The sequence below is a fragment of the Pseudomonas alcaligenes genome, from assembly GCF_014490745.1.
GTDB lineage: Bacteria > Pseudomonadota > Gammaproteobacteria > Pseudomonadales > Pseudomonadaceae > Aquipseudomonas > Aquipseudomonas alcaligenes_C.
In genome coordinates this window covers 4,685,183-4,706,877 of record NZ_LZEU01000001.1, presented here as the reverse complement: position 1 = coordinate 4,706,877, position 21,695 = coordinate 4,685,183, and the positions used below count along the sequence as shown (strand labels likewise).

General features: G+C 68.4%; 26 protein-coding genes. 12 read left to right on the top strand and 14 right to left on the bottom strand.

Annotated elements, in window-relative coordinates:
• Positions 1-8 precede the first annotated feature (8 nt).
• Genes A9179_RS21600 through lptM form a run of 4 tightly spaced genes read right to left on the bottom strand, consistent with a single transcriptional unit; the run spans position 9 to position 2,936 of the window.
• The gene (locus A9179_RS21600; RefSeq protein WP_187808246.1) at positions 9-704 is read right to left on the bottom strand and encodes a DUF484 family protein; all 696 of its coding nucleotides are present in this window, start codon (positions 702-704) and stop codon (positions 9-11) included.
• Complete coding sequence (gene dapF, locus A9179_RS21595; protein WP_187808653.1) at positions 701-1,531, bottom strand: diaminopimelate epimerase; 831 nt, start codon at positions 1,529-1,531, stop codon at positions 701-703. The genes A9179_RS21600 and dapF overlap by 4 nt, the downstream gene beginning before the upstream one ends.
• A 10-nt stretch (positions 1,532-1,541) precedes the next feature.
• Positions 1,542-2,789 (bottom strand): diaminopimelate decarboxylase, encoded by a 1,248-nt coding sequence (gene lysA / locus A9179_RS21590; protein ID WP_187808245.1) that lies wholly within the window; start codon positions 2,787-2,789, stop codon positions 1,542-1,544.
• A gap of 9 nt (positions 2,790-2,798) precedes the next feature.
• Positions 2,799-2,936, bottom strand: a complete 138-nt coding sequence (lptM, locus tag A9179_RS21585; protein ID WP_187808244.1) for an LPS translocon maturation chaperone LptM — start codon at positions 2,934-2,936, stop codon at positions 2,799-2,801.
• Between the two features lie 297 nt (positions 2,937-3,233).
• Here lptM and A9179_RS21580 point away from each other — a divergent pair, with 297 nt between their 5' ends.
• The 4 genes from A9179_RS21580 to rnk all read left to right on the top strand — a co-directional run bounded on the left by A9179_RS21580 (position 3,234) and on the right by rnk (position 5,323).
• The gene (locus tag A9179_RS21580; protein WP_187808243.1) at positions 3,234-4,286 is read left to right on the top strand and encodes an AraC family transcriptional regulator; all 1,053 of its coding nucleotides are present in this window, start codon (positions 3,234-3,236) and stop codon (positions 4,284-4,286) included.
• A gap of 10 nt (positions 4,287-4,296) precedes the next feature.
• Positions 4,297-4,629 (top strand): iron donor protein CyaY, encoded by a 333-nt coding sequence (cyaY, locus tag A9179_RS21575; RefSeq protein WP_187808242.1) that lies wholly within the window; start codon positions 4,297-4,299, stop codon positions 4,627-4,629.
• Positions 4,601-4,801: a DUF1289 domain-containing protein gene (locus tag A9179_RS21570; RefSeq protein ID WP_187808241.1), complete on the top strand. Its 201-nt coding sequence runs from the start codon at positions 4,601-4,603 to the stop codon at positions 4,799-4,801. Before cyaY ends, A9179_RS21570 begins: the two co-directional genes overlap by 29 nt.
• A 114-nt stretch (positions 4,802-4,915) precedes the next feature.
• The gene (rnk, locus tag A9179_RS21565; RefSeq protein ID WP_187808240.1) at positions 4,916-5,323 is read left to right on the top strand and encodes a nucleoside diphosphate kinase regulator; all 408 of its coding nucleotides are present in this window, start codon (positions 4,916-4,918) and stop codon (positions 5,321-5,323) included.
• Positions 5,324-5,332: 9 nt separating this feature from the next.
• On the opposite strand, the gene A9179_RS21560 is transcribed toward rnk, so the two are convergent.
• Both A9179_RS21560 and A9179_RS21555 read right to left on the bottom strand, forming a co-directional pair.
• Positions 5,333-5,560 carry a hypothetical protein gene (locus tag A9179_RS21560; RefSeq protein WP_187808239.1) on the bottom strand — a complete coding sequence of 76 codons (228 nt, stop codon included), beginning with the start codon at positions 5,558-5,560 and terminating at the stop codon, positions 5,333-5,335.
• Between the two features lie 2 nt (positions 5,561-5,562).
• Positions 5,563-5,751, bottom strand: a complete 189-nt coding sequence (locus A9179_RS21555) for a hypothetical protein (protein WP_187808238.1) — start codon at positions 5,749-5,751, stop codon at positions 5,563-5,565.
• 184 nt (positions 5,752-5,935) lie between these two features.
• On the opposite strand from A9179_RS21555, the gene A9179_RS21550 reads away from it, so the two are divergent.
• Entirely contained in the window at positions 5,936-6,736 is an 801-nt protein-coding gene (locus tag A9179_RS21550; protein WP_187808237.1) for a lipase family protein, read from the top strand.
• Positions 6,737-6,744: 8 nt separating this feature from the next.
• On the opposite strand, the gene A9179_RS21545 is transcribed toward A9179_RS21550, so the two are convergent.
• The 5 genes from A9179_RS21545 to A9179_RS21525 form a co-directional block, all read right to left on the bottom strand.
• Positions 6,745-7,452 (bottom strand): glycine-rich domain-containing protein, encoded by a 708-nt coding sequence (locus A9179_RS21545; protein ID WP_187808236.1) that lies wholly within the window; start codon positions 7,450-7,452, stop codon positions 6,745-6,747.
• A gap of 25 nt (positions 7,453-7,477) precedes the next feature.
• Positions 7,478-10,327 (bottom strand): class I adenylate cyclase, encoded by a 2,850-nt coding sequence (locus tag A9179_RS21540; RefSeq protein ID WP_187808235.1) that lies wholly within the window; start codon positions 10,325-10,327, stop codon positions 7,478-7,480.
• 107 nt (positions 10,328-10,434) lie between these two features.
• Positions 10,435-10,677, bottom strand: coding sequence for a TIGR02647 family protein (locus tag A9179_RS21535; RefSeq protein ID WP_187808234.1), 243 nt, complete (start codon positions 10,675-10,677; stop codon positions 10,435-10,437).
• Between the two features lie 50 nt (positions 10,678-10,727).
• Positions 10,728-11,504: a substrate-binding periplasmic protein gene (locus tag A9179_RS21530; protein WP_223123251.1), complete on the bottom strand. Its 777-nt coding sequence runs from the start codon at positions 11,502-11,504 to the stop codon at positions 10,728-10,730.
• Positions 11,505-11,583: 79 nt separating this feature from the next.
• Positions 11,584-11,859, bottom strand: a complete 276-nt coding sequence (locus A9179_RS21525; RefSeq protein WP_187808233.1) for a hypothetical protein — start codon at positions 11,857-11,859, stop codon at positions 11,584-11,586.
• A 133-nt stretch (positions 11,860-11,992) separates the two neighbouring features.
• Here A9179_RS21525 and A9179_RS21520 point away from each other — a divergent pair, with 133 nt between their 5' ends.
• A complete protein-coding gene (locus tag A9179_RS21520; protein WP_187808232.1) occupies positions 11,993-12,652 on the top strand; it encodes a glutathione S-transferase family protein in 660 nt (219 codons plus the stop codon).
• Here the strand turns inward: A9179_RS21520 and A9179_RS21515 are convergent, their stop codons facing one another.
• From A9179_RS21515 to argH, 3 genes are read right to left on the bottom strand one after another with little or no spacing between them, the layout of a single operon-like run.
• Complete coding sequence (locus A9179_RS21515) at positions 12,653-13,444, bottom strand: endo alpha-1,4 polygalactosaminidase (RefSeq protein ID WP_262410634.1); 792 nt, start codon at positions 13,442-13,444, stop codon at positions 12,653-12,655.
• Between the two features lie 56 nt (positions 13,445-13,500).
• On the bottom strand, positions 13,501-13,980 hold the full coding sequence (locus A9179_RS21510; protein WP_187808231.1) for a GNAT family N-acetyltransferase: 480 nt from the start codon (positions 13,978-13,980) through the stop codon (positions 13,501-13,503).
• A gap of 49 nt (positions 13,981-14,029) precedes the next feature.
• The gene (gene argH, locus A9179_RS21505; protein ID WP_187808230.1) at positions 14,030-15,424 is read right to left on the bottom strand and encodes an argininosuccinate lyase; all 1,395 of its coding nucleotides are present in this window, start codon (positions 15,422-15,424) and stop codon (positions 14,030-14,032) included.
• Positions 15,425-15,641: 217 nt separating this feature from the next.
• On the opposite strand from argH, the gene A9179_RS21500 reads away from it, so the two are divergent.
• The 6 genes from A9179_RS21500 to A9179_RS21475 all read left to right on the top strand — a co-directional run bounded on the left by A9179_RS21500 (position 15,642) and on the right by A9179_RS21475 (position 21,637).
• A complete protein-coding gene (locus tag A9179_RS21500) occupies positions 15,642-16,724 on the top strand; it encodes a sensor histidine kinase (RefSeq protein ID WP_187808229.1) in 1,083 nt (360 codons plus the stop codon).
• The gene (locus A9179_RS21495) at positions 16,721-17,470 is read left to right on the top strand and encodes a LytR/AlgR family response regulator transcription factor (protein ID WP_187808228.1); all 750 of its coding nucleotides are present in this window, start codon (positions 16,721-16,723) and stop codon (positions 17,468-17,470) included. The genes A9179_RS21500 and A9179_RS21495 overlap by 4 nt, the downstream gene beginning before the upstream one ends.
• Positions 17,471-17,567: 97 nt before the next feature.
• Positions 17,568-18,509 (top strand): hydroxymethylbilane synthase, encoded by a 942-nt coding sequence (gene hemC / locus A9179_RS21490; RefSeq protein WP_187808650.1) that lies wholly within the window; start codon positions 17,568-17,570, stop codon positions 18,507-18,509.
• Positions 18,506-19,288 carry a uroporphyrinogen-III synthase gene (locus A9179_RS21485; RefSeq protein ID WP_187808227.1) on the top strand — a complete coding sequence of 261 codons (783 nt, stop codon included), beginning with the start codon at positions 18,506-18,508 and terminating at the stop codon, positions 19,286-19,288. The genes hemC and A9179_RS21485 overlap by 4 nt, the downstream gene beginning before the upstream one ends.
• Before the next feature lie 16 nt (positions 19,289-19,304).
• The gene (locus A9179_RS23130; RefSeq protein WP_187808226.1) at positions 19,305-20,405 is read left to right on the top strand and encodes a uroporphyrinogen-III C-methyltransferase; all 1,101 of its coding nucleotides are present in this window, start codon (positions 19,305-19,307) and stop codon (positions 20,403-20,405) included.
• Positions 20,402-21,637, top strand: coding sequence for a heme biosynthesis HemY N-terminal domain-containing protein (locus A9179_RS21475; RefSeq protein WP_187808225.1), 1,236 nt, complete (start codon positions 20,402-20,404; stop codon positions 21,635-21,637). The genes A9179_RS23130 and A9179_RS21475 overlap by 4 nt, the downstream gene beginning before the upstream one ends.
• The last annotated feature ends 58 nt before the right edge of the window (positions 21,638-21,695 follow it).

The following is a 21,695-nucleotide window of genomic DNA, read 5'->3' as shown; positions in this document are numbered from 1 at the left end:
CCGGCGGCTCAGCGTACCGAGCGCAGCGGCGTGGCGAAGCGTGGCAGGACGCGGGCCAGCACTTCGGCGACGTAGCCGAGGAACAGGGTGCCGAGGCTGCTCTTGTAGTGTTGCGGGTCGGGGCTGCCGATCGCCAGCACGCCGTGCAGGCCCTGGTGGGTCAGGCTGACCACCGCGGCCGAGCCGACCTGGGCGTGCTCTGCTTCACCGAAGAGGAACTGCAGCTCGTGCGGGCGCAGCACGCCGCAGGTGGTCTTGCCGCCGGCGAGCAGGCCGCCGATGGCCTGGTGGGCTTCCGCGCTGGTCACCGCACGGCCGACGCCGAGCGGCGTCTCGCTGAACAGGATAAGGCTGACGAAGGGCACCTGGAATTCATGGCGCAGGCTGTCTTCCAGGGTACCGACCACTTCTTCCAGGCTGCTCGCATCGAGCAGGTCGAGCACCAGGCGGCGGGTCTTGTCGAACAGGCGGTCGTTGTCGCGGGCCACGTCCATCAGTTGGCCCAGGCGGTGGCGCATCTCGATGTTGCGCTCGCGCAGCAGCTTGACCTGGCGCTCCACCAGCGAGACAGCTTCGCCAGGCTGGTGCGGGATGCGCAACTCGGGGATCAGCTCTTCGTGGTCGACGAAGAATTCCGGGTGCTGCCGCAGGTAGGCGGCAACGCTGGCGGAGTCGAGCGGAACGGGCTGATCCTGGTCACTCATAGACGGACTTGTCCTTCGTACACGCGAACGGCGGGTCCGGTCATCATAACCGGCTGGCCCGGACCTGCCCACTCGATGCACAGCTTGCCGCCCGGCAGTTCGAGCTGCAGGGGCGAATCCATCCAGCCCTGGCGGATCGCCGCCACCGCGGCGGCGCAGGCGCCGGTACCGCAGGCCTGGGTCTCACCGGCGCCGCGCTCCCACACGCGCAGGCGCGCATGCTGGCGATCCTGCACCTGGAGGAAGCCGACATTGACCCGCTGCGGGAAGCGCGGATGGTGTTCCAGCTTGGGCCCCAGGCTGTGCACCGGGGCGTTGTCGAGATCCTCGACGCGCAGCACCGCATGGGGATTGCCCATGGACACGGCGGCCAGTTCGACGGTCTGGCCGTCGACCTCCACCGGGTAGCTGAGGGCTTCGCTGTCGGCCTGGAAGGGGATCTGCGCCGGCACCAGGCGCGGCGCGCCCATGTCGACGGTGACCTGGCCATCCGGGCGCAGGTTGAGCTCGATGATGCCGCTCTTGGTCTCGACGCGGATCTGTTTCTTCACCGTCAGGCGCTTGTCGATGACGAAACGGGCGAAGCAGCGCGCACCGTTGCCGCACTGCTCCACTTCCGAGCCGTCGGAGTTGAAGATGCGGTAGCGGAAGTCGACGTCCGGGTTGGTCGGCGCTTCCACCAGCAGCAATTGGTCGAAGCCGACACCGGTGTGGCGGTCGCCCCAGGCCTTGGCGTGCTTGGCCTGGATGTGCGCGTGCTGGCTGATCAGGTCGAGCACCATGAAGTCGTTGCCGAGGCCGTGCATCTTGGTGAAGCGCAATAGCATGGTCACGCCCTCACTGCGGCAGCAGGCTTTCGCCGGCATAGAGTTCCGCGAGGGTTTCACGACGGCGCACTTCGAAGGCCTGCTCGCCGTCTACCAGCACCTCGGCGGCGCGGCCGCGGGTGTTGTAGTTGGAACTCATGACGAAGCCGTAGGCACCGGCCGAACGCACGGCCAGCAGGTCGCCCTCGGCCAGGGCCAGCTCGCGGCCCTTGGCCAGGAAGTCGCCGGTCTCGCAGATCGGCCCGACCAGGTCGTAGTTGCGCGTCGCGCCGTCGCGCGGCTGCACCGGGCTGACGTCCATCCAGGCTTGGTACAGCGCCGGGCGGATCAGGTCGTTCATCGCCGCATCGATGATGGCGAAGTCCTTGTGCGTGGTGTGCTTGAGGTATTCCACGCGGGTCAGCAGCGCGCCGGCGTTGGCCACGATGTAGCGGCCCGGCTCGAACACCAGGGCCAGGTCGCGGCCGGCAATGCGCTCGCGCACGGCCTTGATGTAGTCGCCGGCCAGTGGTGGCTGCTCGTCGCGGTACTGCACGCCGAGGCCGCCGCCGAGATCCAGATGCTTGATCTGGATGCCCTGGCCAGCGAGCTGATCGATCAGCGCCAGCAGGCGGTCGAGGGCGTCGAGGAAGGGCGGCAGGCTGGTCAGCTGGGAACCGATATGGCAGTCGACACCGACTACCTGCAGGTTTGGCAGGGCAGCGGCACGGGCGTAGACGGCCGGGGCCTGCTCGATGTCGATGCCGAACTTGTTTTCCTTCAGGCCGGTGGAGATGTACGGGTGGGTGCCGGCATCCACGTCCGGGTTGACCCGCAGCGAGATGGCCGCGGTCTTGCCCAGTTCGGCGGCGACCAGCTGCAGGCGCTCCAGCTCGTCCACCGATTCGACGTTGAAGCAGTGCACGCCGACTTCCAGGGCGCGGCGCATGTCGTCACGGCTCTTGCCGACGCCGGAGAAGACGATCTTGGCGGCATCGCCACCGGCGGCCAGCACGCGCTCCAGCTCACCGCGGGAGACGATGTCGAAACCGGCGCCGAGGCGTGCCAGCACGTTCAGCACGCCGAGGTTGGAGTTGGCCTTGACGGCGAAGCAGACCAGGTGCGGCATACCGGCCAGGGCATCGGCGTAGGCGCGATACTGGGCTTCGATATGGGCGCGGGAGTACACGTAGGTGGGCGTGCCGAAGCGCTCGGCAATGGCGGACAGGGCCACGCCCTCCGCGAACAGTTGCCCGTCGCGGTAGGTAAAGGCTTGCATGGAACCCCCTTAGAGGAAGACGTCTTTGTCGCGTTTTTCGGACGTTTTCTGATCGTCGGGCAGGTACAGCGGGCCTTTCTGGCCACAACCGGCGAGGGCGGCAGAGAGCACGGCGAGCGCGATGAAGGGCAGCAGCAGGCGCTTCATGGTCAAATCCTTTGCGAAAACGAGAATGAGCCGGAGTATACCGACCCCCCGCCCCCTTGCCTATGCACGTCCGGCGGGCCTTGGAGCCTGGCTCTGAACCGCTGCGCGGCGGCCAGCCTGCGTCAAAAATGGCTGCGGGGTGCTCATTTACAAAACGTAAACTCCGCCCCCTCAGCCATTCTTTCCTGGCCTGGCTCTAGCTCGCTGGCTCAGAGCCAGGCTCCGTTGCTCTGGCGCGTCGGGCTTGCCCGCGGCGGTATGTTTGCGGCTAGCATGCGCGGTAAAAACGGAGTCGTGATGGAAGAGCCCGCCCCTCTCGCCAGTTCAGTCTCGGTCGCCTACCTGCAGGGCCTGCTGGACTATCTCGCCCGCCAGGGCTTCGCCAGCGAGACGCTGCTGGCCAAGGTGCAGCTGAGCCCGGCAGTGCTGACCCAGCGCGACCAGCGCATCGCCGTCAGCGCCTACCTGGAGCTGCTGGCCGAAGGCGTGCGCCTGACCGGCGACGACAACCTCGGCCTGCACCTGGGCGAGGCCATCCGCCCCGGCTACTACGGGGTGCTCGGCTACCTGATCATGAGCTGCGCGACCCTCGCCGACGCCCTCCATCGCCAGGCTCGCTACGCCGCGCTGGTGGGCAACCTGGGCCGCGTCGAGCTGGACGAGGAGCCGGCGCGCCCCGGCCAGGAGGCGCAGGTGGTGCACAGCTGGCACCCGCTGGTGAGCCAGCAGCAGCGCCAGCACAGCGAGGAGACCCTGGCCGGCTGGCTGACCTTCGGCCACTGGATCAGCGGCCTGCAGATCCCGCCCACCGAGGTGCGCTTCCAGCATGCAGCGCCGGCCGACACTGCCGAGCACCAGCGCATCTTCGGCTGCCCGGTGCTGTTCGGCCAGGCCGACAACGCCCTGGTATTTCCCAAGCGCCTGCTGGCCACGCCGCTGGGCCAGGCCGACGCGCAGCTGCGCCAGCTGCTCGATGCCCATGCCGACCGCCTGCTCGGCCAGCTGCGCCAGGGCCACAACGTGATCGACCGGGCGCGCCACGAACTGGCCCGCCAGCTGCCCGAGCAGGGCGCCGACCTGGAGCTGCTGGCGCAGACCCTGGAGCTCAGTGCGCGCACTTTGCAGCGGCGTTTGCGCGAGGCCGGGTTATCCTTCAGCCAGTTGCTCGACGAGACGCGCGAACAGCTGGTGCTGCATTATCTGCGCGACCCGGCGCTGGAACTGGCGGAAATCGCCTTCCTCGTCGGCTTCAGCGAGGCCGGCTCGCTGGCCCGTGCGTTTCGCCGCTGGACCGGGCAGAGCCCCGGCGCCTATCGGCAGAGTCTGGCCGACCCCGCATCCCTTCCCTGAGGTACCTGTAATGAGTTTGAGCGAAGCCCGTTTCCATGACCTGGTCGATGCCGCCCAGCAAGCCGTGGAAGACATTTTCGATGACAGCGATCTGGATCTCGATCTGGAGAACTCCGCCGGCGTGCTCACCGTGCGGTTCGAGAATGGTACCCAGCTGATCCTCAGCCGCCAGGAGCCGATCCGCCAGCTGTGGGTGGCGGCGCGCTCCGGCGGCTTCCACTTCGACTTCGACGAGGCCCAGGGGCTGTGGATCTGCGACACCAGCGAGGAGCCGCTGGGCGAGCTGCTGGCGCGAGTGACCCAGGAGCAGGCCGGTGAGCAGCTCGAGTTCGAAGACCTCTGACACGGTCGAGTCGCCCTGCCGTCGGCAGTGCTGCCTGGATCAGCATGACCAGTGCCTGGGCTGCGGCCGCACCCTGGCGGAGATCCTCGAATGGGGCCGGGCGGACAGCGCGCGGCGCCGGGAAATCTGCCAGGCGGCGCAGCAGCGGCGCCGCCCGGGGCTAAAAAGCTGACCATTCGGTCTTGTTTATTCGCCGGGCTGTGGTACGGTCGGACGACACTTCGCAAAACCCCGCCTCCGGGCGGGGTTTTGCTTTTTCGGGCCATACAGGAGATAGCCGGACGCCATGAGCAGCACCCCTTCGATCATCATCACCCGCCTCGATCTGCAGCGCCTGGAGCGCCTGCTCGACAGCCAGGAGGACTTCGGCCCCGCCGCGGCAGCCCTGGAAACAGAGCTGGCCCGCGCCCAGGTGGTGGGGCACGACGAGGTGCCGGCCGGGGTGGTGACGATGAACTCGCGGGTGCACTGCCGCGAGGAGGGCAGCGGCAAGGACTACCACCTGACCCTGGTCTACCCGCAGGACGCCGGCGGCGAAGGCTGCGTGTCGATCCTCGCGCCGGTGGGCTGCGCCCTGCTCGGCCTGTCGGTCGGCCAGCAGATCGACTGGCCGGGCCCGGCCGGCAAGGCCCTGCGCCTGACTCTGCTGGCGGTGGAATATCAGCCGGAGGCTGCTGGCGCCTACCGCCGCTGAAGCTGGCGTTCAGGCCAGCCAGGGCGTTCCGTGGCGGCGCGGGCGTTTACCGGGCGGCTCGCCAGGCAGCTGGCGCAGCCGTTCTTCCAGTTCCAGACCACGGGCCAGGCTGTGGTTGCATTCGATGGTGCGCGCCACGCCGCCGCCGACCACCGTGCCCTGGCCGAGCAGCGCCGGGGCATTGAGCAGCGCCAGCAGGGCGGCCAGCAGCAGGGCCTGGGGCGTACGCAGGTGCATGTTCAGGCGCCCGTGTGCAGGCTGGCGAGCAGGCTGCGCAGGCCCGCCGGCAGCGTGCCGTTGCTGCTGCCGTGGGCGGCCGGGTGAGCGATGCCGAGACTCAGGGCCAGCACGATGCTGGCGGCGATGCCCAGCAGGCCGACGCCGGCCAGGCCGCCGTTATGGGCGTGGTGCTGAATGAGACGGGCCATGGCGTGGATTCCTGAGCCAGGGATGGAGTGGCGTCAGGTTCGCTCAAGGCGATTCGATTGAATAATGCGGCCGCAGCGTACTAATAATCAGCGAAATCGATACTTGAGCCGATGGCTAGCAAGCCCTTGGGTGCCCGCTCGGTGATCGGCTAGAGTCACAGGCAATTGGCAAGGAGGCCTTAGCATGTCCAGTCTGCCCCTGTACTTCCCCACCGGTTTCTCCCTGGAGCGTGCCCGGCTGTGCGCCGAGCTGGTCAACCAGGCCTATGCCCAGTACCAGCAGTGGCTGGCCCAGGACAAACCGCACCGGCCCCAGGATTTCCACTGGACGCCGCCGAGCATGCCCGGCTGGCGCTTCTCCGCCGCGGTGTGGAGCATCCTCAGCGAGCTGCATTTTCTCAACGAATCAGAGCCCTTCGGCTTCGCTGCGGCCAACGACCAGGGCGAGACCTTCCTGGTGCTGCGTGGTACCGAGTCGGCCCAGGACTGGCTGGACAACCTGGAGGCCGAGCAGAAGCCCTGGCCCTGGCATGATGGGCAGGGCCAGGTGCACGGCGGTTTCCTCAAGCTCTACGGCTCCCTGCGCGACCTCGCCCTGGCGGCGCTGGACAGCCTGCAGCCGCGCGGTTCGCTGTGGCTGTGCGGGCATAGCCTGGGCGCCGCGCTGAGCAGCATGGCGCTGCTCGACCTGCGCGAGCGCTGGCCGGATCAGCCGCTGCAGCACTACAACTTCGCCAGCCCGCGGCTGGCGGCCCCGGACTTCGCCGCGGCCTACAACGCCCTCGGCGTGCCGACCTACCGCCTGGTCAACGACAGCGACCTGGTGCCCGAGGTGCCGCCGGCGGTGGCCGACAGCCTGCTCTACCAGCACCTGGGCCTGGCCGTGAGCTTCACCGCCAGCTACGCCGGGGTGGCCGCCAACCACAGCCTGGCCGACTGCTACTGCTATGCCCTGGCCAATCCCGAGGCGCCGATGCGCGGTTGAGCCGCCGGCTAGTCGCCGCCCCCGCAACCCCCACCACAGCCGCCGCCGTCGCTACTGCCGCTGCTGCTGTCACTGCTGCCGCCAGCGCTGCCATCGCCGCCGCCTCCGCAGCTGCTGCCCCCGCCACAACCCGAGCTGCAGCCAATATGGCTGGCGCAGTAGGCATCGCCCTGGCGATAGCTGCCGGGCAGGGCGCCGCAGTTGAGGCTGTAGTGGAAGCCATCGGCGATGCCCAGTTCGGCGTCCAGGGCGAACAGCAGCGGCAGGCGTTGTGGCGCCTGGCGGGCCAGGTTCTCGCGGGCGCAGGACAGTCGCCAGGCGCGGCGGATGCCCTCGCTGGCTGCGCGCTGGCTGGGCATGGCGTCGTTCGGCGTGTGGTGCAGGAAACGGCCCAGGGCGCGGCGGCAGAAACCCTGGTACTGGCGGGTGTAGAGGATGAATTCGTGCCAGGCCACGTCCACTGCCTGGGAGGGCATGGCCACCAGCTGGCGCTTGGCCAGGCGGCATAGCTGGAAATATTCGCGCAGGCCGTGGAGCACCTGGCTGACCTGTTCTGCGCTGAGGTGCGGGTAGCGTTCGCTGAGCTTGCTGCGCAGACGCTGGGGAAAGCCGAAGGTGGCGATGAAGCGCGCCCGCTGGCGCTCCAGCTGCAGGCGCCAGCCCCAGAAGCCGGCGCCCAGCAGTGCGACAGCCAGCAGGGTGGAGGTGGTGGTCATGCCGTGTCCTTGTCCGTTGGGCCGTTCAGGCCTTCTGCAGCGCGTCGTTCAGCGCCGTTTCCAGCTCGGCCTTATAGCGCAGGTAATGGATGGTCTGCGCCTGGCCGTCGCCGAGAATGCGCGACAGATCAAGGTCGGTGATGTAGCAGGGGTAGCGCTCGTTGGTGCGACGCTGGGCGAGGATATGTCGGGCCACGGCGCTGAACAGCTCGTCGCCATACTCCAGTTCGGAGAACTCGCGGTGGTTGCAGTACAGGGTGACGTGCACCCGGTCGCCCTCGGCGGGTTCGACGATGGCTTGCACGTCGTAGAACGGGTGGCTCACCGGCGCCTGCGGTGGGGCGCGCCGTTCGAGGTGGCGGGCGCGCTGCGGCGGCGCCGGCAGCACCTCGTAGTAGAGCACCTCGAGGGCGGCCGGCGGCAGCGGGCTGTCCAGCGGCAGCAGGGCGTTGCGGCGGTACAGCAGCGACTGCAGGAAGCGCTGCAGCGGGGTCAGCAGGCTCTGCTCGTCGCGGTAGGGCACGCGCTGGCGCCACAGCGCGTTGTATTCGTCGAGCACGCTGAGTTCGGCCTGGTTGCCGTCCAGGCGGTAGAACACCTGGATGCACTCGGGCCGCCCCAGCGGCAGGATCAGCGCCAGATCCTCGCCCTCCAGGGCATGCCGGTCGAGGTGCAGCGGGCTGTAGGCAGATTGTTCCTCGCCCAGGTGTTCGATCAGCGCCGGCAGGTCGTGCAGGGCGGCATGGCTGACCTGGCCGGGCTGCAGCTCGAGCACGTGGAAGTGCTGCTGCACCTGCAGCAGGTAGCGGTTGTGGCGGCCGCCGAGGTGGCTGAGGGCGTCGCGGAACAGCTCCTCGACACGCTGGGCGATGGCCGGTGCGCGGTTGCGGCAGAAGCAGCGCACCTTCAGCTCGGGGCGGCGGCCGTCGGTCGGCAGGCTGTTGAGGAAGTCGCGCAGGCAGTCGAGCAGGGCGTGGGGGCCGTCGTAGCGGCTGACCAGCAGTTCGTTCCAGCTGTTCAGGCTGACCTGGTCGAGGGTCAGCACCAGGTTCTCGCGTACCCCGGAGTAGCCCAGCGAGTCGGTGCGCCCGGTGGTCATGTGCACGTTGAGGTGGCTGTGGGCCTTGAGCGGGTCGAGGCCGACGTTGACCAGCAGCAGCACCTCGCCCGGCTCGGCGGCATGCAGCAGGGCGGTTTCGGCCACCGGTGGCAGCGGCAGCGGCACCGCCTGCTGCAGGCTGCTGAGCAGGTTGGACAGCTCGAACTCGGTGAGGTCGCTGGCGCCCGGGTGCAGCGACAGCCGCGTGCTGCTGTCGATCACGCCGTTGCGGTGGCACCAGGCGAGCAGTTCGATCAGCTCGCGGGAGCGCTTGAGCGGGGCGAAGTCCGGCCATTCCTGGCCATTCAGGCTGCCGTTGTACAGCGCCCACTGGGTTTCGCCCTGGGCCTCGGCGCTGGGGCTGTGCACCAGGGTCAGGGTGTCTTCGGCCAGATCCGGGGCGATGCCGGGGTTGATGAATTCGATCTTGCCGGCCTTGCGCTCGAAGGCGGCGTACAGGCGCCGGCCGAGCACGCCGAGGTCGCGGCTGTTGAGCTGGGTGCCGGTCTGTTCGCTGCGGGCGAACTGCGAGAGGAAGCGGTAGCTGTAGGTCAGCTCGTTGACCAGGGCACGGCGTTCGGCACTGACCTGGCGCACCTTCCACTGGCTGCGGCTGTCGAGCATGGCCAGCTCGCGCGGGCTCCAGCGCCATTCGCCGGTGAGGCGCTCGAGCAGCAGACGCTGCCAGCTCTTGGCGCGGTGGCGCGGCGGGTTGCTGAGCTTCTTGTTGACCTTGAGGTACAGGCAGCGGCGGATCAGCTCCAGGCGCTCCAGCTCGCCGCGCTCGGTGAGGTACTCCTCCAGACGGCGGTACACCACGATGTAGGGATCCAGCTCGTCGAGATCCAGGCGCCCGGCGTACATCGCCTGCTTGAAGCGCAGGCTCAGGCACTCGACCTGCGGGTGCTCGCTGGCGTAGACCTCGGTGAGCAGCAGCTTGAGCACCGACTTGTAGGGCGACTCGATGCCCTTGAACAGCTGCCACATGCCGGCGCCGATGAACTCGCTGGGCGGAATGCGTGCCAGGTGGCCGAGATCGAGCACCTCCTCGGCGCGCACGAAGCGCTTGCTCAGCAGGGCGTGGGTGTAGCCGGCATAGTTGGCTTCCTCGTACACCGGCACCAGCCACCACAGCGGGGTGCGCCCGCCGAGCCAGATGGCGGTGCGGTAGAACTCGTCGAGCAGCAGGTAGTGCTGGGTGGTGCCGCAGTCGTCGGAGGTCAGCTGGGCATCTTCGCGGTCGCCGAGGGTGAAGCGCGCCGGGTCGATCAGGAAGCAGTGCACCTCGGCGCCCAGGGTGGCTGCCCAGGCTTCCAGCAGGCTGCACTTCTTCTGCAGCTCGGCCACATCGGCGGCGGGCAGGTGCGGGTCATGGCAGACCCACAGATCCATGTCGCTCTGTTCGGCCTGGGCCACGGTGCCCAGGCTGCCCATCAGGAACAGGCCGTGGATCGGCAGCGGCGCATGGCTGCGCCGTGGCTTGTAGGCGAAGGAGCGGGTCAGGCGCGTGGCCTCGGCCAGCAGCGCGTCGCTCGGCTCGAAGCCGCACAGCCCGGCCGGGGTGGTGCTGGAGACATAACCCGGCAGCAGCGGGTGGTTCACATGGAACAGCAGCGGCAGCAGCTTGAGCACCAGCTGCTGGCGGCTCGAAAGGGCCTGCATGGCCCGTTGCAGACGGCCGTCGTTGACCTTGAGAAAGCGTGCGCGCAGCTGGGCCAGCACCTTGCGGTCGATGCCGTCATTGATGTCGGGGCGGATTTCCAGAGTGCGCGTCATGTACTGCTCGAGCCGAGGGATGGGCCAAGACTACCAGCCGCCTCCCATGCGGGGCAGTCTCCTGTCCCGCTTATCGGCCTGCATGCCGCCGTGCTTGAGGATCGGGCTCAGGCGGGCTGGGGGCTGAGAATGGTGAGCAGGGCCTGGGCATGCTCGGCGGCGTCCAGGCCGAGGCTGGTCAGGTAGCCACCGTCGGCCTGGGTGACCAGGCCCTTGTGGTGCAGGCGGCCGATGGCGGCCTGGAACTTGGGCGTGGCGTTGTTGTGCACCTTGAGGCCTTCGAGGTGGTTGTCCAGGTTGTACAGGGCAAGGATTTCCAGCTCGGCGATCAGTTCGGGGGTGTAGGCCATGGGGACTCCGCTTTCTTGTTATGGGGTTACAGCAGTGTAGTGAAACGCTTTCAGTCTGCCGCCTGCGGCTGCTGCCATTGCTGGAGGATCTGCTGGTAGCGGCCGTCGTGCTTGATCCGCCGCATGCCCTGGTCGAAGCGCTCCAGCAGCAGCTCGGCCTGCGGGTGGTAGCGCGAGAAGCTGAGGAACAGTTGCGGCTGGTGCAGGGTGGCGACCGGAGCGAACTGCCCGGCCAGCTCCGGGTGCTCGCGGAACAGGTTCTCGGCGGTGCCCCGGTAGGCGGCGGTGAAGTCGACCCGGCCGTGCTGCAGCATGAGGAAGCCGTTGTAGTCGCGGCGCACGGGAATGCGCTGGATGTTCTGCAGGCTGTCGAAGGCGCTGCCGTATTCGTAACCGATGGTCACCGCCACCCTATGTTTGGCCAGCTGGGCCAGGTCGGTGACGGGTGCGGCCAGCTCATGGTTGGCCCACAGCAGGATGTCGTCGCTGAACAGCGGCTGGCTGGGCAGGCGGTATTCGGCGGCGATGCGCGCATCCGGCGCGGTGTTGAAGCAGGCGGCCAGCTGGCCGGTGCGGGTCAGCTCCATGCAGCGCGAGTAGGGGTAGGGTTGCAGCTCGATACGGGTGTCGCTGGCGGCGAAGGCAGCGCGCACGATATCGGCCGACAGGCCGACGACCTGGCCGGCGCGATAGGCGGTAAAGGGGTACCAGTCGTCTTCGGCGCCGATGCGGAAGATCTCGTCGGCGCGAACCGCCTGCGCCAGGCCCAGGCCAAGCAGGGCGAGCAGCAGCCACAACGGCGCCCGACGGCATGCTGGTTTGTCCAAGGGGCCTCCTGCGACCGGCTGGTCACGCCAACTTAACAGCGTGATGGCCGTGCACGGAATAGACCCCGGTCAATAAACCTCAGTCTTCCTCGGGCAGCTCCGGCAGTGCGCGCAGGGCCTGCTCGTACCAGGCCGTGTCGAAGGGGCGGTCGGCGCGCAGCATGGCGTCGATCTCGTGGGCCAGCACCAGGGCCATCAGCTGGAGGATTTCCTCGCGCTCGTAGCCGACCAGGGTCAGCTTGTTGTAGGTGGCCTTGGCCGCTGGCGGGCTGTCCGCCTCCAGCTGGTTCTCGATGGCCTGGATCAGGGTCTGTTCGGCGAAGTTTTCTTCTTCGTTGTCGTCATGCTCGCTCATGGCGCGGCTCCTCGATGGCAGGCCGGCAGTGTGCCACGCCGGGCGGGAGCAGAACATTCAGCCGGCTGATAAGGCGACAGGCCGACCCCGCTGCGGCTATAACAGTGGTTTCCCCTGCCGCTGGTACAGACTCATGCTCAAGCTCCATGGATTCGCCGTCAGCAACTACTTCAACATGGTCAAGCTGGCCCTGCTGGAAAAGGGCCTGCCCTTCGAGGTGGTCACCGTGCATGGCAACCAGAGCGAGGAATTTCTCGCCATCAGCCCGCGCGGCAAGGTGCCGGTGCTGCAGACCGAGCAGGGCTACATCAGCGAGACCAGCGCCATCCTCGACTACCTGGAAGAGCGCGGCGAAGGGCGCCCGCTGCTGCCGGCCGCGCCCTTCGCCCGGGCTCAGGTGCGTGCGCTGGTGAAGGAGATCGAGCTGTACATCGAGCTGCCGGCGCGCAGCTGCTACCTGGAGGCGTTCTTCGGCGGCCAGGTCGATGCGGCGATCAAGGACAAGGCCAAGGCCGATCTGCTGGCCGGGGTCGCCACCCTCAAGCGCCACGGCAAGTTCGCGCCCTATGTGGCGGGCGAGCAGTTCAGCCTGGCCGACCTGTACTTCCTCTACAGCCTGGATCTGGCCTGCGTGGTGGCCAAGAAGCTGTTTGCCCTCGACCTGCTGGCCGACTTCCCGGCGGCCCGGGCGTTGTTCCAGCTGCTGGAGCAGAACCCCCATGTGCAGGCCCTGGCTGCCGAGAAGCAGGCCGGCATGGCCGAGTTCCTGGCCTTCATCAAGGCCCGCGGCTGATCAGGGGCAGGGCTTGCCGACGCCGCTGAGTTCCAGCTGGAAGAACTGCAGGCGAAAGCCTGCGGCCTTGGCCTGGTTGCACAGCGCAGCGCTGTAGGTGCGGTAGTCGGCGATGAATACCGGCTTGCCCTGGCTGCGCAGCAACGCGTAGCCGGCGCACTCGTTGTACTGGTAGCAGCTCTCGTTGACCGCGAAGTCGAACTGGCTGGCCAGCTGCGGCAGCAGTTCGACGGCGTTCTTCAGGCCGACGCTGAGGTTGCGCCGATGCGCCTCGCTGGCCAGCCAGCGGTTGAAGTCGAGCTGCTGGGCGCGAGTCAGCTTGAGGCCGTTGGCATTGGCATAGCCATCCACATTGTCCGGGTCGACGCCGTCGCAGCCCTTGTTGCGCGCCTTGTCCAGGCGCTTGGCCAGCAGCGCGCGAACGTCGCTGCGGCGGTAGTCCAGCCAGCGTTCACCCGGCCATTCCGGCAGGGCCTGGCCCAGCGCCGCCTTGGGGTAGCTGGCGGCATCCGGACGCCAGTCTTCCCAGGTACCGGCGCTGAAGTAGCAGATGACGATGCGGCCCTGGGCCTTGAGGTTGGCGATGGTCTGCTTCGGCGTGTCGTACAGGTCGATGTCGTAGACCCGGCGGTTGGGCGTCTGCAGGCTGCCGTTGAGCTGCAGGTGCCAGCTGCTGGTGGCGGGGATGGCCAGCGGTGCGGCGAGGACGAAGGCGGAAGACAGCAGGGCAAGCAGGGCGAACAGCATGCGCATGGCGGCGGCCTGACTACGGCGGAAAGTCGCGCTCACCATAGCCGAGCGCCGCGCGGCCCCCAAGTGGCGGGCGCCGGGCGGTCGTGGCGGGTGGCTCAGCCGGCGGCGAAGTCGAGCAGGGCCTGGCCGGTGAGGCGGTAGCTGATCCAGTCATCCTTGGGTTTGGCGCCGAAGGCTTCGTAGAACTCCATGGCCGGGGTGTTCCAGTCCAGCACCGCCCATTCCATGCGCCCGCAGCCCTTGGCCACGGCCAGCTGGGCCAGATGGCGCAGCAGCGCCTTGCCGGCACCGAGCTTGCGGTGTTCGGGGCTGACGTAGAGGTCTTCCAGGTAGATGCCGTGCTTGCCCAGCCAGGTCGAGTAGCTGAAGAAGTACACGGCGAAGCCGATCGGCACGCCGTCCTGCTCACAGATCAGACCGTGAGTGGTGCTATCGGCACCGAACAGGCTGTCGCGGATGCCGGCGACATCGGTCTTCACCTCGTGCTCGGCTTTCTCGTAGATCGCCAGGTCGGTGATGAAGCGCAGGATCAGCGCGGCGTCGTCGGCGCTGGCGGGGCGGATATGCAGGGACATCGTTTCTTCCTTGAAAGAGCCGGGCCCAGGCGGCCCGGCGTCAGCTGAGTCAGCGGCCGGCGAGCAGCTGCTTGCCGCGTGCCACGGCAGCGCGTACCTGGTTCGGCGCAGTGCCGCCAATATGGTCGCGGGCGTTGACCGAGCCTTCCAGGGTCAGCACGGCGAACACGTCGTCGCCGATCTGGTCGCTGAACTGGCGCAGTTCGTCCAGGCTCATCTCGGCCAGATCCTTGCCGGTCTGCACGCCGTACTTCACCGCGTGGCCGACGATCTCGTGGCAGTCACGGAAGGGCAGACCCTTGCGTACCAGGTAGTCGGCCAGGTCGGTGGCGGTGGAGAAGCCGCGGCGGGCCGCCTCGTGCATGATTTCGCGCTTGGGCTTGATCGCCGGCACCATGTCGGCGAAGGCACGGAGCGAATCGCGCAGGGTGTCGGCGGCGTCGAACAGCGGCTCTTTGTCTTCCTGGTTGTCCTTGTTGTAGGCCAGCGGCTGGCCCTTCATCAGGGTCAGCAGGCCGGTCAGGGCGCCGAACACGCGACCGGTCTTGCCGCGTACCAGCTCGGGTACGTCCGGGTTCTTCTTCTGCGGCATGATCGAGGAACCGGTGCAGAAGCGATCCGGCAGGTCGATGAACTGGAACTGCGCCGAAGTCCACAGCACCAGCTCTTCGGAGAAGCGCGACAGGTGCATCATCGCCAGGGAGGCGGCGGCGCAGAATTCGATGGCGAAGTCGCGATCGGACACGCCATCCAGGGAGTTGCCGCCGACCTGGTCGAAGCCCAGCAGTTCGGCGGTGATTTCGCGGGCGATCGGGTAGGTGGTGCCGGCCAGGGCGGCCGAGCCGAGCGGCATGCGGTTGACCCGCTTGCGGCAGTCGACCAGGCGCTCGTAGTCGCGCGACAGCATCTCGAACCAGGCCAAGAGGTGATGGCCGAAGGTCACCGGCTGGGCGGTCTGCAGGTGGGTGAAGCCGGGCATGATGGTGTCGGCTTCGGCCTCGGCCAGGCCGAGCAGGCCCTGCTGCAGGCGGGTGACTTCGGCGAGGATCAGGTCGATCTCGTCGCGCAGCCACAGGCGGATATCGGTGGCCACCTGGTCGTTGCGCGAGCGGCCGGTGTGCAGCTTCTTGCCGGTGACGCCGATGCGGTCGGTCAGGCGTGCCTCGATGTTCATGTGCACGTCTTCCAGGTCGACGCGCCAGTCGAACTGGCCGGCTTCGATCTCGGCCTGGATCTGCTTGAGGCCCGCCTCGATGGCGTCGCGCTCCTCGGCCGTCAGCACGCCGACCTTGGCCAGCATGGTGGCATGGGCGATGGAGCCCATGATGTCGTGGCGATAGAGGCGCTTGTCGAACTCGACGGAGGCGGTGAAGCGGGCGACGAAGGCGTCGACTGGCTCGCTGAAGCGGCCGCCCCAGGACTGGTTGGTCTTCTCAAGGCTCATGGCAGAACTCGCGGACAAGGCAGGCGCGGCGCCTGCGGATCGGACAAAGTGTGCCGATAATAACAGCGTTGCCGGCAAAACCGGTGACCGTAAGGGCCGGCGGCAAATTGTCGCCGGGCTCACACTTTTGCTGTCCAGATGACCCTTTGGCCACTCATTTAGCCCGGCCGGAGCGCTCTGGCTTGCCGGCTGCGGGGCGCACAAGGAAACTGCCCGGATGCGTATCGAATGGTTCAACAAAGGGCGCCTGCTCGCCCAGGACGACGACTTCTTCCTGCCGGAACTGTGCCTGCCCGAGGCCCTGCTGAGCATGGTGCTGCTGGCCGAGCTGCTGGTGCTGGTACTGGTGCTGGCCGAGCCGATGCTACCGGGCTTCAACTGGGTACGCCTGGCCCTGACCTCGCTGTTCGTGCAGTGGATCGTGCTGCTGTCCGCCGCCCTGCTGTGTCGCCTGCGGCCGTGGCTGGCGCGCCTGCGTGCGGCGCTGGCCGGCTGTCTGTGCTGCGCCCTGGTGGTGGCCCTGGCCCTGGCCTGCACGGCGGTAGCCGACTATTACGACCTGGGCGGGCCGCTGCCGCGCGACGGCGAGGTCAACCTGTACCTGCGTCACGGGCTGATCGCGCTGATCATGTCGGCCCTGCTGCTGCGCTATTTCTACCTGCAGAGCCAGTGGCGCCGACAGCAGCAGGCCGAACTCAGGGCGCGCATCGAGTCGCTGCAGGCGCGCATTCGCCCGCATTTCCTGTTCAACAGCCTGAACAGCATCGCCAGCCTGGTGGTGGTCGATCCCAACAAGGCCGAGCAGGCGGTGCTCGATCTTTCCGACCTGTTCCGCGCCAGCCTGGCCAAGCCCGGCACCCTGGTGCCCTGGCGCGAGGAACTGGAGCTGGCCAAACGATATCTGTCGATCGAGCACTATCGGCTCGGCGAACGGCTACAGTTGGATTGGCAGGTGGACGCAGTACCGGATGATTTGCCGATTCCGCAACTGACTTTGCAGCCGCTGCTGGAGAATGCCCTGATCTATGGCATCCAGCCGCGCATCGAAGGTGGTCTGGTGCGGGTCGAGGCGCAGTATGCGGATGGGGTATTCCAGCTCTGTGTGAGCAATCCCTATGAGGCGGGCGCCGAGCAGCAGCCGTCGCGTGGCACCCATCAGGCATTGGTGAACATTGATGCGCGCCTGGCGGCACTTTTCGGGCCGCGGGCTAGTCTCAGCGTGGATCGCCGTGACGGGCGCCACTTCACCTGTCTACGCTATCCTTGTGCGAGACTCACGCAGGAAGCCAGAGCAATATGAATGTGCTGATCGTCGATGACGAACCCCTTGCCCGCGAGCGCCTCAGCCGACTGGTTGGCGATCTCGAGGGTTATCGTGTCCTCGAGCCCGCGGCTAGCAATGGTGAAGAGGCCCTGGCCCTGATCGACAGCCTGCGTCCCGACGTGGTGCTGCTGGACATCCGCATGCCCGGCCTCGATGGCCTGCAGGTGGCGGCCAAGCTGTGCGAGCGCGAGGCGCCGCCGGCGGTGATCTTCTGCACCGCCCATGACGAGTTCGCCCTGGAGGCCTTCCAGGTCAGCGCGGTCGGTTACCTGGTCAAGCCGGTGCGCCCGGAGTCCCTGGCCGAGGCGCTGAAGAAGGCCGAGCGGCCCAACCGCGTGCAGCTCGCCGCCCTGACCCGCCCGGCCGCGGCCAATGGCAGCGGCGGCCCGCGCAGCCATATCAGTGCGCGCACGCGCAAAGGCATCGAGCTGATTCCGCTGGAGCAGGTGATCTTCTTCATTGCCGACCACAAGTACGTGACCCTGCGCCACGAGGGCGGCGAAGTGCTGCTGGACGAGCCGCTGAAGGCGCTGGAAGACGAATTCGGTGAGCGCTTCGTGCGCATCCACCGCAACGCCCTGGTCGCCCGCGAGCGCATCGAGCGCCTGCAGCGCACCCCGCTGGGCCACTTCCAGCTGTTCCTCAAGGGCATGGGCGGCGAGGCCCTGACCGTCAGCCGCCGCCACGTCGCCGGCGTGCGCAAGCTGATGCACAACCTGTAGGCCGCCATCGCGCCCCGGCTCCGGGGCGCGGCAATCCCGCACCGACCCGAGCCCTCCCGGCCTGTTATCATTCCCGGCAGTTCTGTTTCCGGAAATGATCATGTCCCGCGAAATTCGCATCGCCACTCGCAAGAGCGCCCTGGCCCTGTGGCAGGCCGAATACGTCAAAGCTCGCCTGGAAGAGGCCCATCCCGGTCTGATCGTCAGCCTGGTGCCGATGGTCAGCCGCGGCGACAAGCTGCTCGACGCGCCGCTGGCGAAAATCGGTGGCAAGGGCCTGTTCGTCAAGGAGCTGGAAACCGCCCTGCTGGAGAACGAAGCCGACATCGCCGTGCATTCGATGAAGGATGTGCCGATGGACTTCCCCGCGGGCCTGGGCCTGTTCTGCATCTGCGAGCGCGAAGACCCGCGTGATGCCTTCGTCTCCAATACCTATGCCAGCCTCGACGCGCTGCCGGCCGGCAGCGTGGTTGGCACTTCCAGCCTGCGCCGCCAGGCTCAGCTGCTGGCGCGCCGGCCTGATCTGAAAATCCAGTTCCTGCGTGGCAACGTCAATACCCGCCTGGCCAAGCTGGATGCCGGCGAGTACGACGCCATCATCCTCGCCGCCGCCGGCCTGATCCGCCTCGGCTTCGCCGACCGCATCCGCGCCTCGATCAGCGTCGACGACAGCCTGCCGGCCGGTGGCCAGGGCGCCGTGGGCATCGAGTGCCGCACGGCAGACAGTGAAGTCCACGCCCTACTGGCGCCGCTGCACCATCGCGAAACCGCCCTGCGGGTCACTGCCGAGCGCGCCCTGAACAAGCACCTCAACGGCGGCTGCCAGGTACCGATTGCCTGCTACGCCCTGCTCGAGAACGAGCAGCTGTGGCTGCGCGGCCTGGTCGGCCAGCCCGACGGCGGTCAGCTGCTGCGCGCCGAAGGGCGGGCCGGCGCGGAGAGCGCCGAAGCCCTCGGCGTGCAGGTCGCCGAGCAGCTGCTGGCGCAAGGCGCTGCGGCAATCCTCAAGGCGGTGTACGGCGAGGCCGGCGAGGCGTGACCGGCTGGCGCCTGCTGCTGACCCGTCCGGCCGCGGAGAACGCGGCACTGTCTACGGCCCTGGCCGCTGCCGGGGTGTTCAGCAGCAGCCTGCCACTGCTGGAAATCGAAGCGCTGGCGCCGACCCCGGAGCAGCGCGCCCTGCTTGCCGACCTCGGGCGCTACAACGCGCTGATCGTGGTCAGCAAGCCGGCCGCGCGCCTTGGCCTGGAACTGATCCAGCAGGTCTGGCCGCAGCCGCCGGCTGGGCAGTGCTGGTTCAGCGTCGGCGCCGGCACCGCGCAGCTGCTCGATGCCTACCTGACGCCCCATGGCCTGGCCGCCTGCTACCCGGCCAGCGGCGACGACAGCGAGGCGCTGCTGGCCCTGCCGCAGCTGCGTCAGGCGCTGGCCGGCGCTGCGCCGCGGGTGCTGATCCTGCGTGGCGAGGGGGGGCGCGAGCTGCTCGCCGAGACCCTACGCGAACGTGGCGTGATGGTGGATTATCTGCAACTGTATCGCCGCGTGCTGCCGAGCTATCCGGCCGATGCCCTGCTGCAGCGGGTGCGCGGGGAACAACTGAACGCCCTGCTGGTCAGCAGTGCGCAGGGGCTCGAACACCTGTGCCAGCTGGCTGGCGATGCCTGGCCGGAGCTGGCTCGGCTACCCTTGCTGGTGCCCAGCCCGCGGGTTGCCGAACTGGCGCGTGCGGCCGGTGCCCGGCAGCCCATCGATTGTCGCGGCGTCCATGCTGCGGCTGTGCTGACGGCCCTGGGCGCAAGCCCGGCGCCGACTCTCTGATGCAAAGGAAGGACACGTGAGCGAAACAGCCCCGCAGAACATCGAAGCGACTCCGCAAGCGACCACCGCACCCAAGGCCCCGGGCCGTGGCCTGGCCGGGCTGGCCCTGCTGCTGGCCGCCGCCGCCCTCGGCGCTGCCGGCTGGAGCAGCTGGCAGCTGTATCAGCAGCAGGCGCAGGCCGCACGGCAGCTGAGCGAGTTCCGGCAGGCCGGCGAAGCCGCCCAGGAGCGCGTCAAGGCGAGCGAAGAGCATGTCGCCAAGCGCCTGGCGGGTTTGCCCACGGCGGATGAGCTGGCCACCCAGCGCGACCTGCTGGTAAGCCTGCAGGGCGAGCAGCAGCGCCTGGCGCAGAACCTTGCCAGCGTGCTCGGCAAGAGTCGCGAGGACTGGCGCCTGGCCGAGGCCGAGCACCTGCTGCGCCTGGCCATGCTGCGCCTCAGTGCGCTACAGGACGTGGCCAGCGCCACCGCCCTGGTGCAGGGCGCCGACGACATCCTGAAGGCCCAGGACGATCCTCAGGCATTCGCCGCCCGCGGCGAGCTGATCAAGGTGCTGGAGGCCCTGCGCAGCCTGCCGCAGGTCGACCGCAGCGGGTTGTTCCTGCAGCTCGGCGCCCTGCGCGGGCAGGTCGCCCAGCTGCAGATGCTGGCGCCCGAATACATCCTCCCCGCCGAGACCGAGAGCACGGTCACGGCCAGTGACAGCAGCCGCTGGGCCGACCTCTGGGCCGAGCTGTCGCGCTATGTGCGCCTCGACCTGCATGCCGACCAGGACGTGCGCCCGCAGCTGGCCGGGCAGAGCCTGGCGCAGGTGCGCCTGACCCTGGCCCTGGCCCTGGAACAGGCCCAGTGGGCGGCCCTCAACGCCCAGCCGGAGGTTTACCGCCAGGCGCTGGCCTCGGCCCACGAGGTGCTCGACAGCTACTTCGACCGCGACAATCAGGCGGTCAAGGCGATGCAGCAGCGCATCGGCGAGCTCGACCGGCAGCCGGTGGTCGCCGAGCTGCCGAAGCTGGATGCCGCGCTCAATACCCTGCAGGCCTACCTCAAGCAGCGTGAGGCCAGCGCCCTGATGCCGGACGACGCCGCGCCGGCGCTCGAGGAGGGCGGGCAATGATCCGCGCCATCCTCCTCCTGCTTCTGGTGGTGGCCACCGCCACCCTGCTCGGCCTGGCCATCGCCGAGCACAGCGGCTATGTGCTGATCGCCTGGAAGGGCCTGCGCTACGAGTCCAGCCTGTGGGTGTTCCTGTTCCTGGTCGGGCTGGCCTGGCTGCTGTTCCATGCCCTGCGCTGGGGCTGGCGGCTGCTGCGCGCCTCGGGCGGACTGGTCAATCCCTGGTCGCAGCGCAACCATGGCCGGCGCGCCCAGCTGTCGGCCGACAAGGGCCTGCTGGATCTGGCCGAGGGCCGCTGGGAGCGTGCCATGCGCCATCTGCAGCGGGCGGCCGAAGGCGAGCGCCAGCCGCTTCTGCATTACCTGGGGGCGGCCCGCGCGGCCAACAAGCTGGGGCGCTACGCCGAGAGCGACGCATTCCTCGAGCGCGCCCTGCAGCGCCAGCCGCAGGCCGAGCTGGCGATTGCCCTGAGCCATGCCGAACTGCAGCAGGCCCGTGGCGATCTCGCTGGGGCGCAGGAAACCCTGCAGGCCATGCGCGCGCGCCATCCGCAGCATCGCCATGTGCTGCGCCAGTTGCAGCGTCTGCTGCTGGCGCGCGGCGACTGGGCGGCCCTGCTGGAGTTGCTGCCCGAGCTGCGCAAGGGCAAGGTGCTGGCCGGCGAGGAGCTGGCCAGCCTGGAGCGTGAGGTCTGGCGGGTGCGCCTGGGCGCGGCCGGCGAGGCCGGGCTGGAGCGTGGCGAGACCGCCCTGCAGCCGCTCTCCGCGGCCTGGCAGCAGCTGTCTGCGGCGCAGCGCAGCGACCCCGAGCTGCTGGCCGCCTATGTCGCGCAGCTGCACGCGCTGGGCGCCGAGGAAGAGGCCGAGACGGTGCTGCGCAAGGCACTCAAGCAGACCTATGACAGCCGCCTGGTGCAGCTCTATGGCCTGCAGCGTGGCAGCGATCCGGCGCGTCAGCTGCAAACGGCCGAGGCGCTGCTGCGCCAGCAGCCGGACGATCCGCAGCTGCTGCTGTGCCTGGGCCGCCTGTGCCTGCAGAACCAGCTGTGGGGCAAGGCCCAGGAGTACTTCGAGCTCAGCCTGCAGCAGGCGCGCAGCGCCGAGACCTGCGCCGAGCTGGCGCGCCTGCTGGCCCGCCAGGGTGAGCTGCAGGCGAGCAACCAGCTGTTCGAGGAGAGCCTCGCCCTGCAGGGCCAGCGCCTGCCCGAGCTGCCCCAGCCGACGCCGGTGTGATCCCGGCAGACGTGCGGCACCTGGTCACGGACGAGGTGTCGCACGGCGCCTTGAAAGC

What these genes read in the sequence shown, in the direction of transcription:
- A9179_RS21540 (WP_187808235.1), bottom strand. Translation starts at nt 10,327, where the DNA reads ATGACGCGCACTCTGGAAATCCGCCCCGACATCAATGACGGCATCGAC.
- A9179_RS21510 (WP_187808231.1), bottom strand. Translation starts at nt 13,980, where the DNA reads ATGTCCCTGCATATCCGCCCCGCCAGCGCCGACGACGCCGCGCTGATC.
- lptM (WP_187808244.1), bottom strand. Translation starts at nt 2,936, where the DNA reads ATGAAGCGCCTGCTGCTGCCCTTCATCGCGCTCGCCGTGCTCTCTGCC.
- A9179_RS21555 (WP_187808238.1), bottom strand. Translation starts at nt 5,751, where the DNA reads ATGGCCCGTCTCATTCAGCACCACGCCCATAACGGCGGCCTGGCCGGC.
- argH (WP_187808230.1), bottom strand. Translation starts at nt 15,424, where the DNA reads ATGAGCCTTGAGAAGACCAACCAGTCCTGGGGCGGCCGCTTCAGCGAG.
- A9179_RS21515 (WP_262410634.1), bottom strand. Translation starts at nt 13,444, where the DNA reads ATGGTGAGCGCGACTTTCCGCCGTAGTCAGGCCGCCGCCATGCGCATG.
- A9179_RS21600 (WP_187808246.1), bottom strand. Translation starts at nt 704, where the DNA reads ATGAGTGACCAGGATCAGCCCGTTCCGCTCGACTCCGCCAGCGTTGCC.
- A9179_RS21560 (WP_187808239.1), bottom strand. Translation starts at nt 5,560, where the DNA reads ATGCACCTGCGTACGCCCCAGGCCCTGCTGCTGGCCGCCCTGCTGGCG.
- A9179_RS21535 (WP_187808234.1), bottom strand. Translation starts at nt 10,677, where the DNA reads ATGGCCTACACCCCCGAACTGATCGCCGAGCTGGAAATCCTTGCCCTG.
- dapF (WP_187808653.1), bottom strand. Translation starts at nt 1,531, where the DNA reads ATGCTATTGCGCTTCACCAAGATGCACGGCCTCGGCAACGACTTCATG.
- rnk (WP_187808240.1), top strand. Translation starts at nt 4,916, where the DNA reads ATGAGCAGCACCCCTTCGATCATCATCACCCGCCTCGATCTGCAGCGC.
- A9179_RS21580 (WP_187808243.1), top strand. Translation starts at nt 3,234, where the DNA reads ATGGAAGAGCCCGCCCCTCTCGCCAGTTCAGTCTCGGTCGCCTACCTG.
- A9179_RS21550 (WP_187808237.1), top strand. Translation starts at nt 5,936, where the DNA reads ATGTCCAGTCTGCCCCTGTACTTCCCCACCGGTTTCTCCCTGGAGCGT.
- A9179_RS21475 (WP_187808225.1), top strand. Translation starts at nt 20,402, where the DNA reads ATGATCCGCGCCATCCTCCTCCTGCTTCTGGTGGTGGCCACCGCCACC.
- A9179_RS21495 (WP_187808228.1), top strand. Translation starts at nt 16,721, where the DNA reads ATGAATGTGCTGATCGTCGATGACGAACCCCTTGCCCGCGAGCGCCTC.
- A9179_RS21525 (WP_187808233.1), bottom strand. Translation starts at nt 11,859, where the DNA reads ATGAGCGAGCATGACGACAACGAAGAAGAAAACTTCGCCGAACAGACC.
- A9179_RS21520 (WP_187808232.1), top strand. Translation starts at nt 11,993, where the DNA reads ATGCTCAAGCTCCATGGATTCGCCGTCAGCAACTACTTCAACATGGTC.
- A9179_RS21545 (WP_187808236.1), bottom strand. Translation starts at nt 7,452, where the DNA reads ATGACCACCACCTCCACCCTGCTGGCTGTCGCACTGCTGGGCGCCGGC.
- lysA (WP_187808245.1), bottom strand. Translation starts at nt 2,789, where the DNA reads ATGCAAGCCTTTACCTACCGCGACGGGCAACTGTTCGCGGAGGGCGTG.
- A9179_RS21500 (WP_187808229.1), top strand. Translation starts at nt 15,642, where the DNA reads ATGCGTATCGAATGGTTCAACAAAGGGCGCCTGCTCGCCCAGGACGAC.
- cyaY (WP_187808242.1), top strand. Translation starts at nt 4,297, where the DNA reads ATGAGTTTGAGCGAAGCCCGTTTCCATGACCTGGTCGATGCCGCCCAG.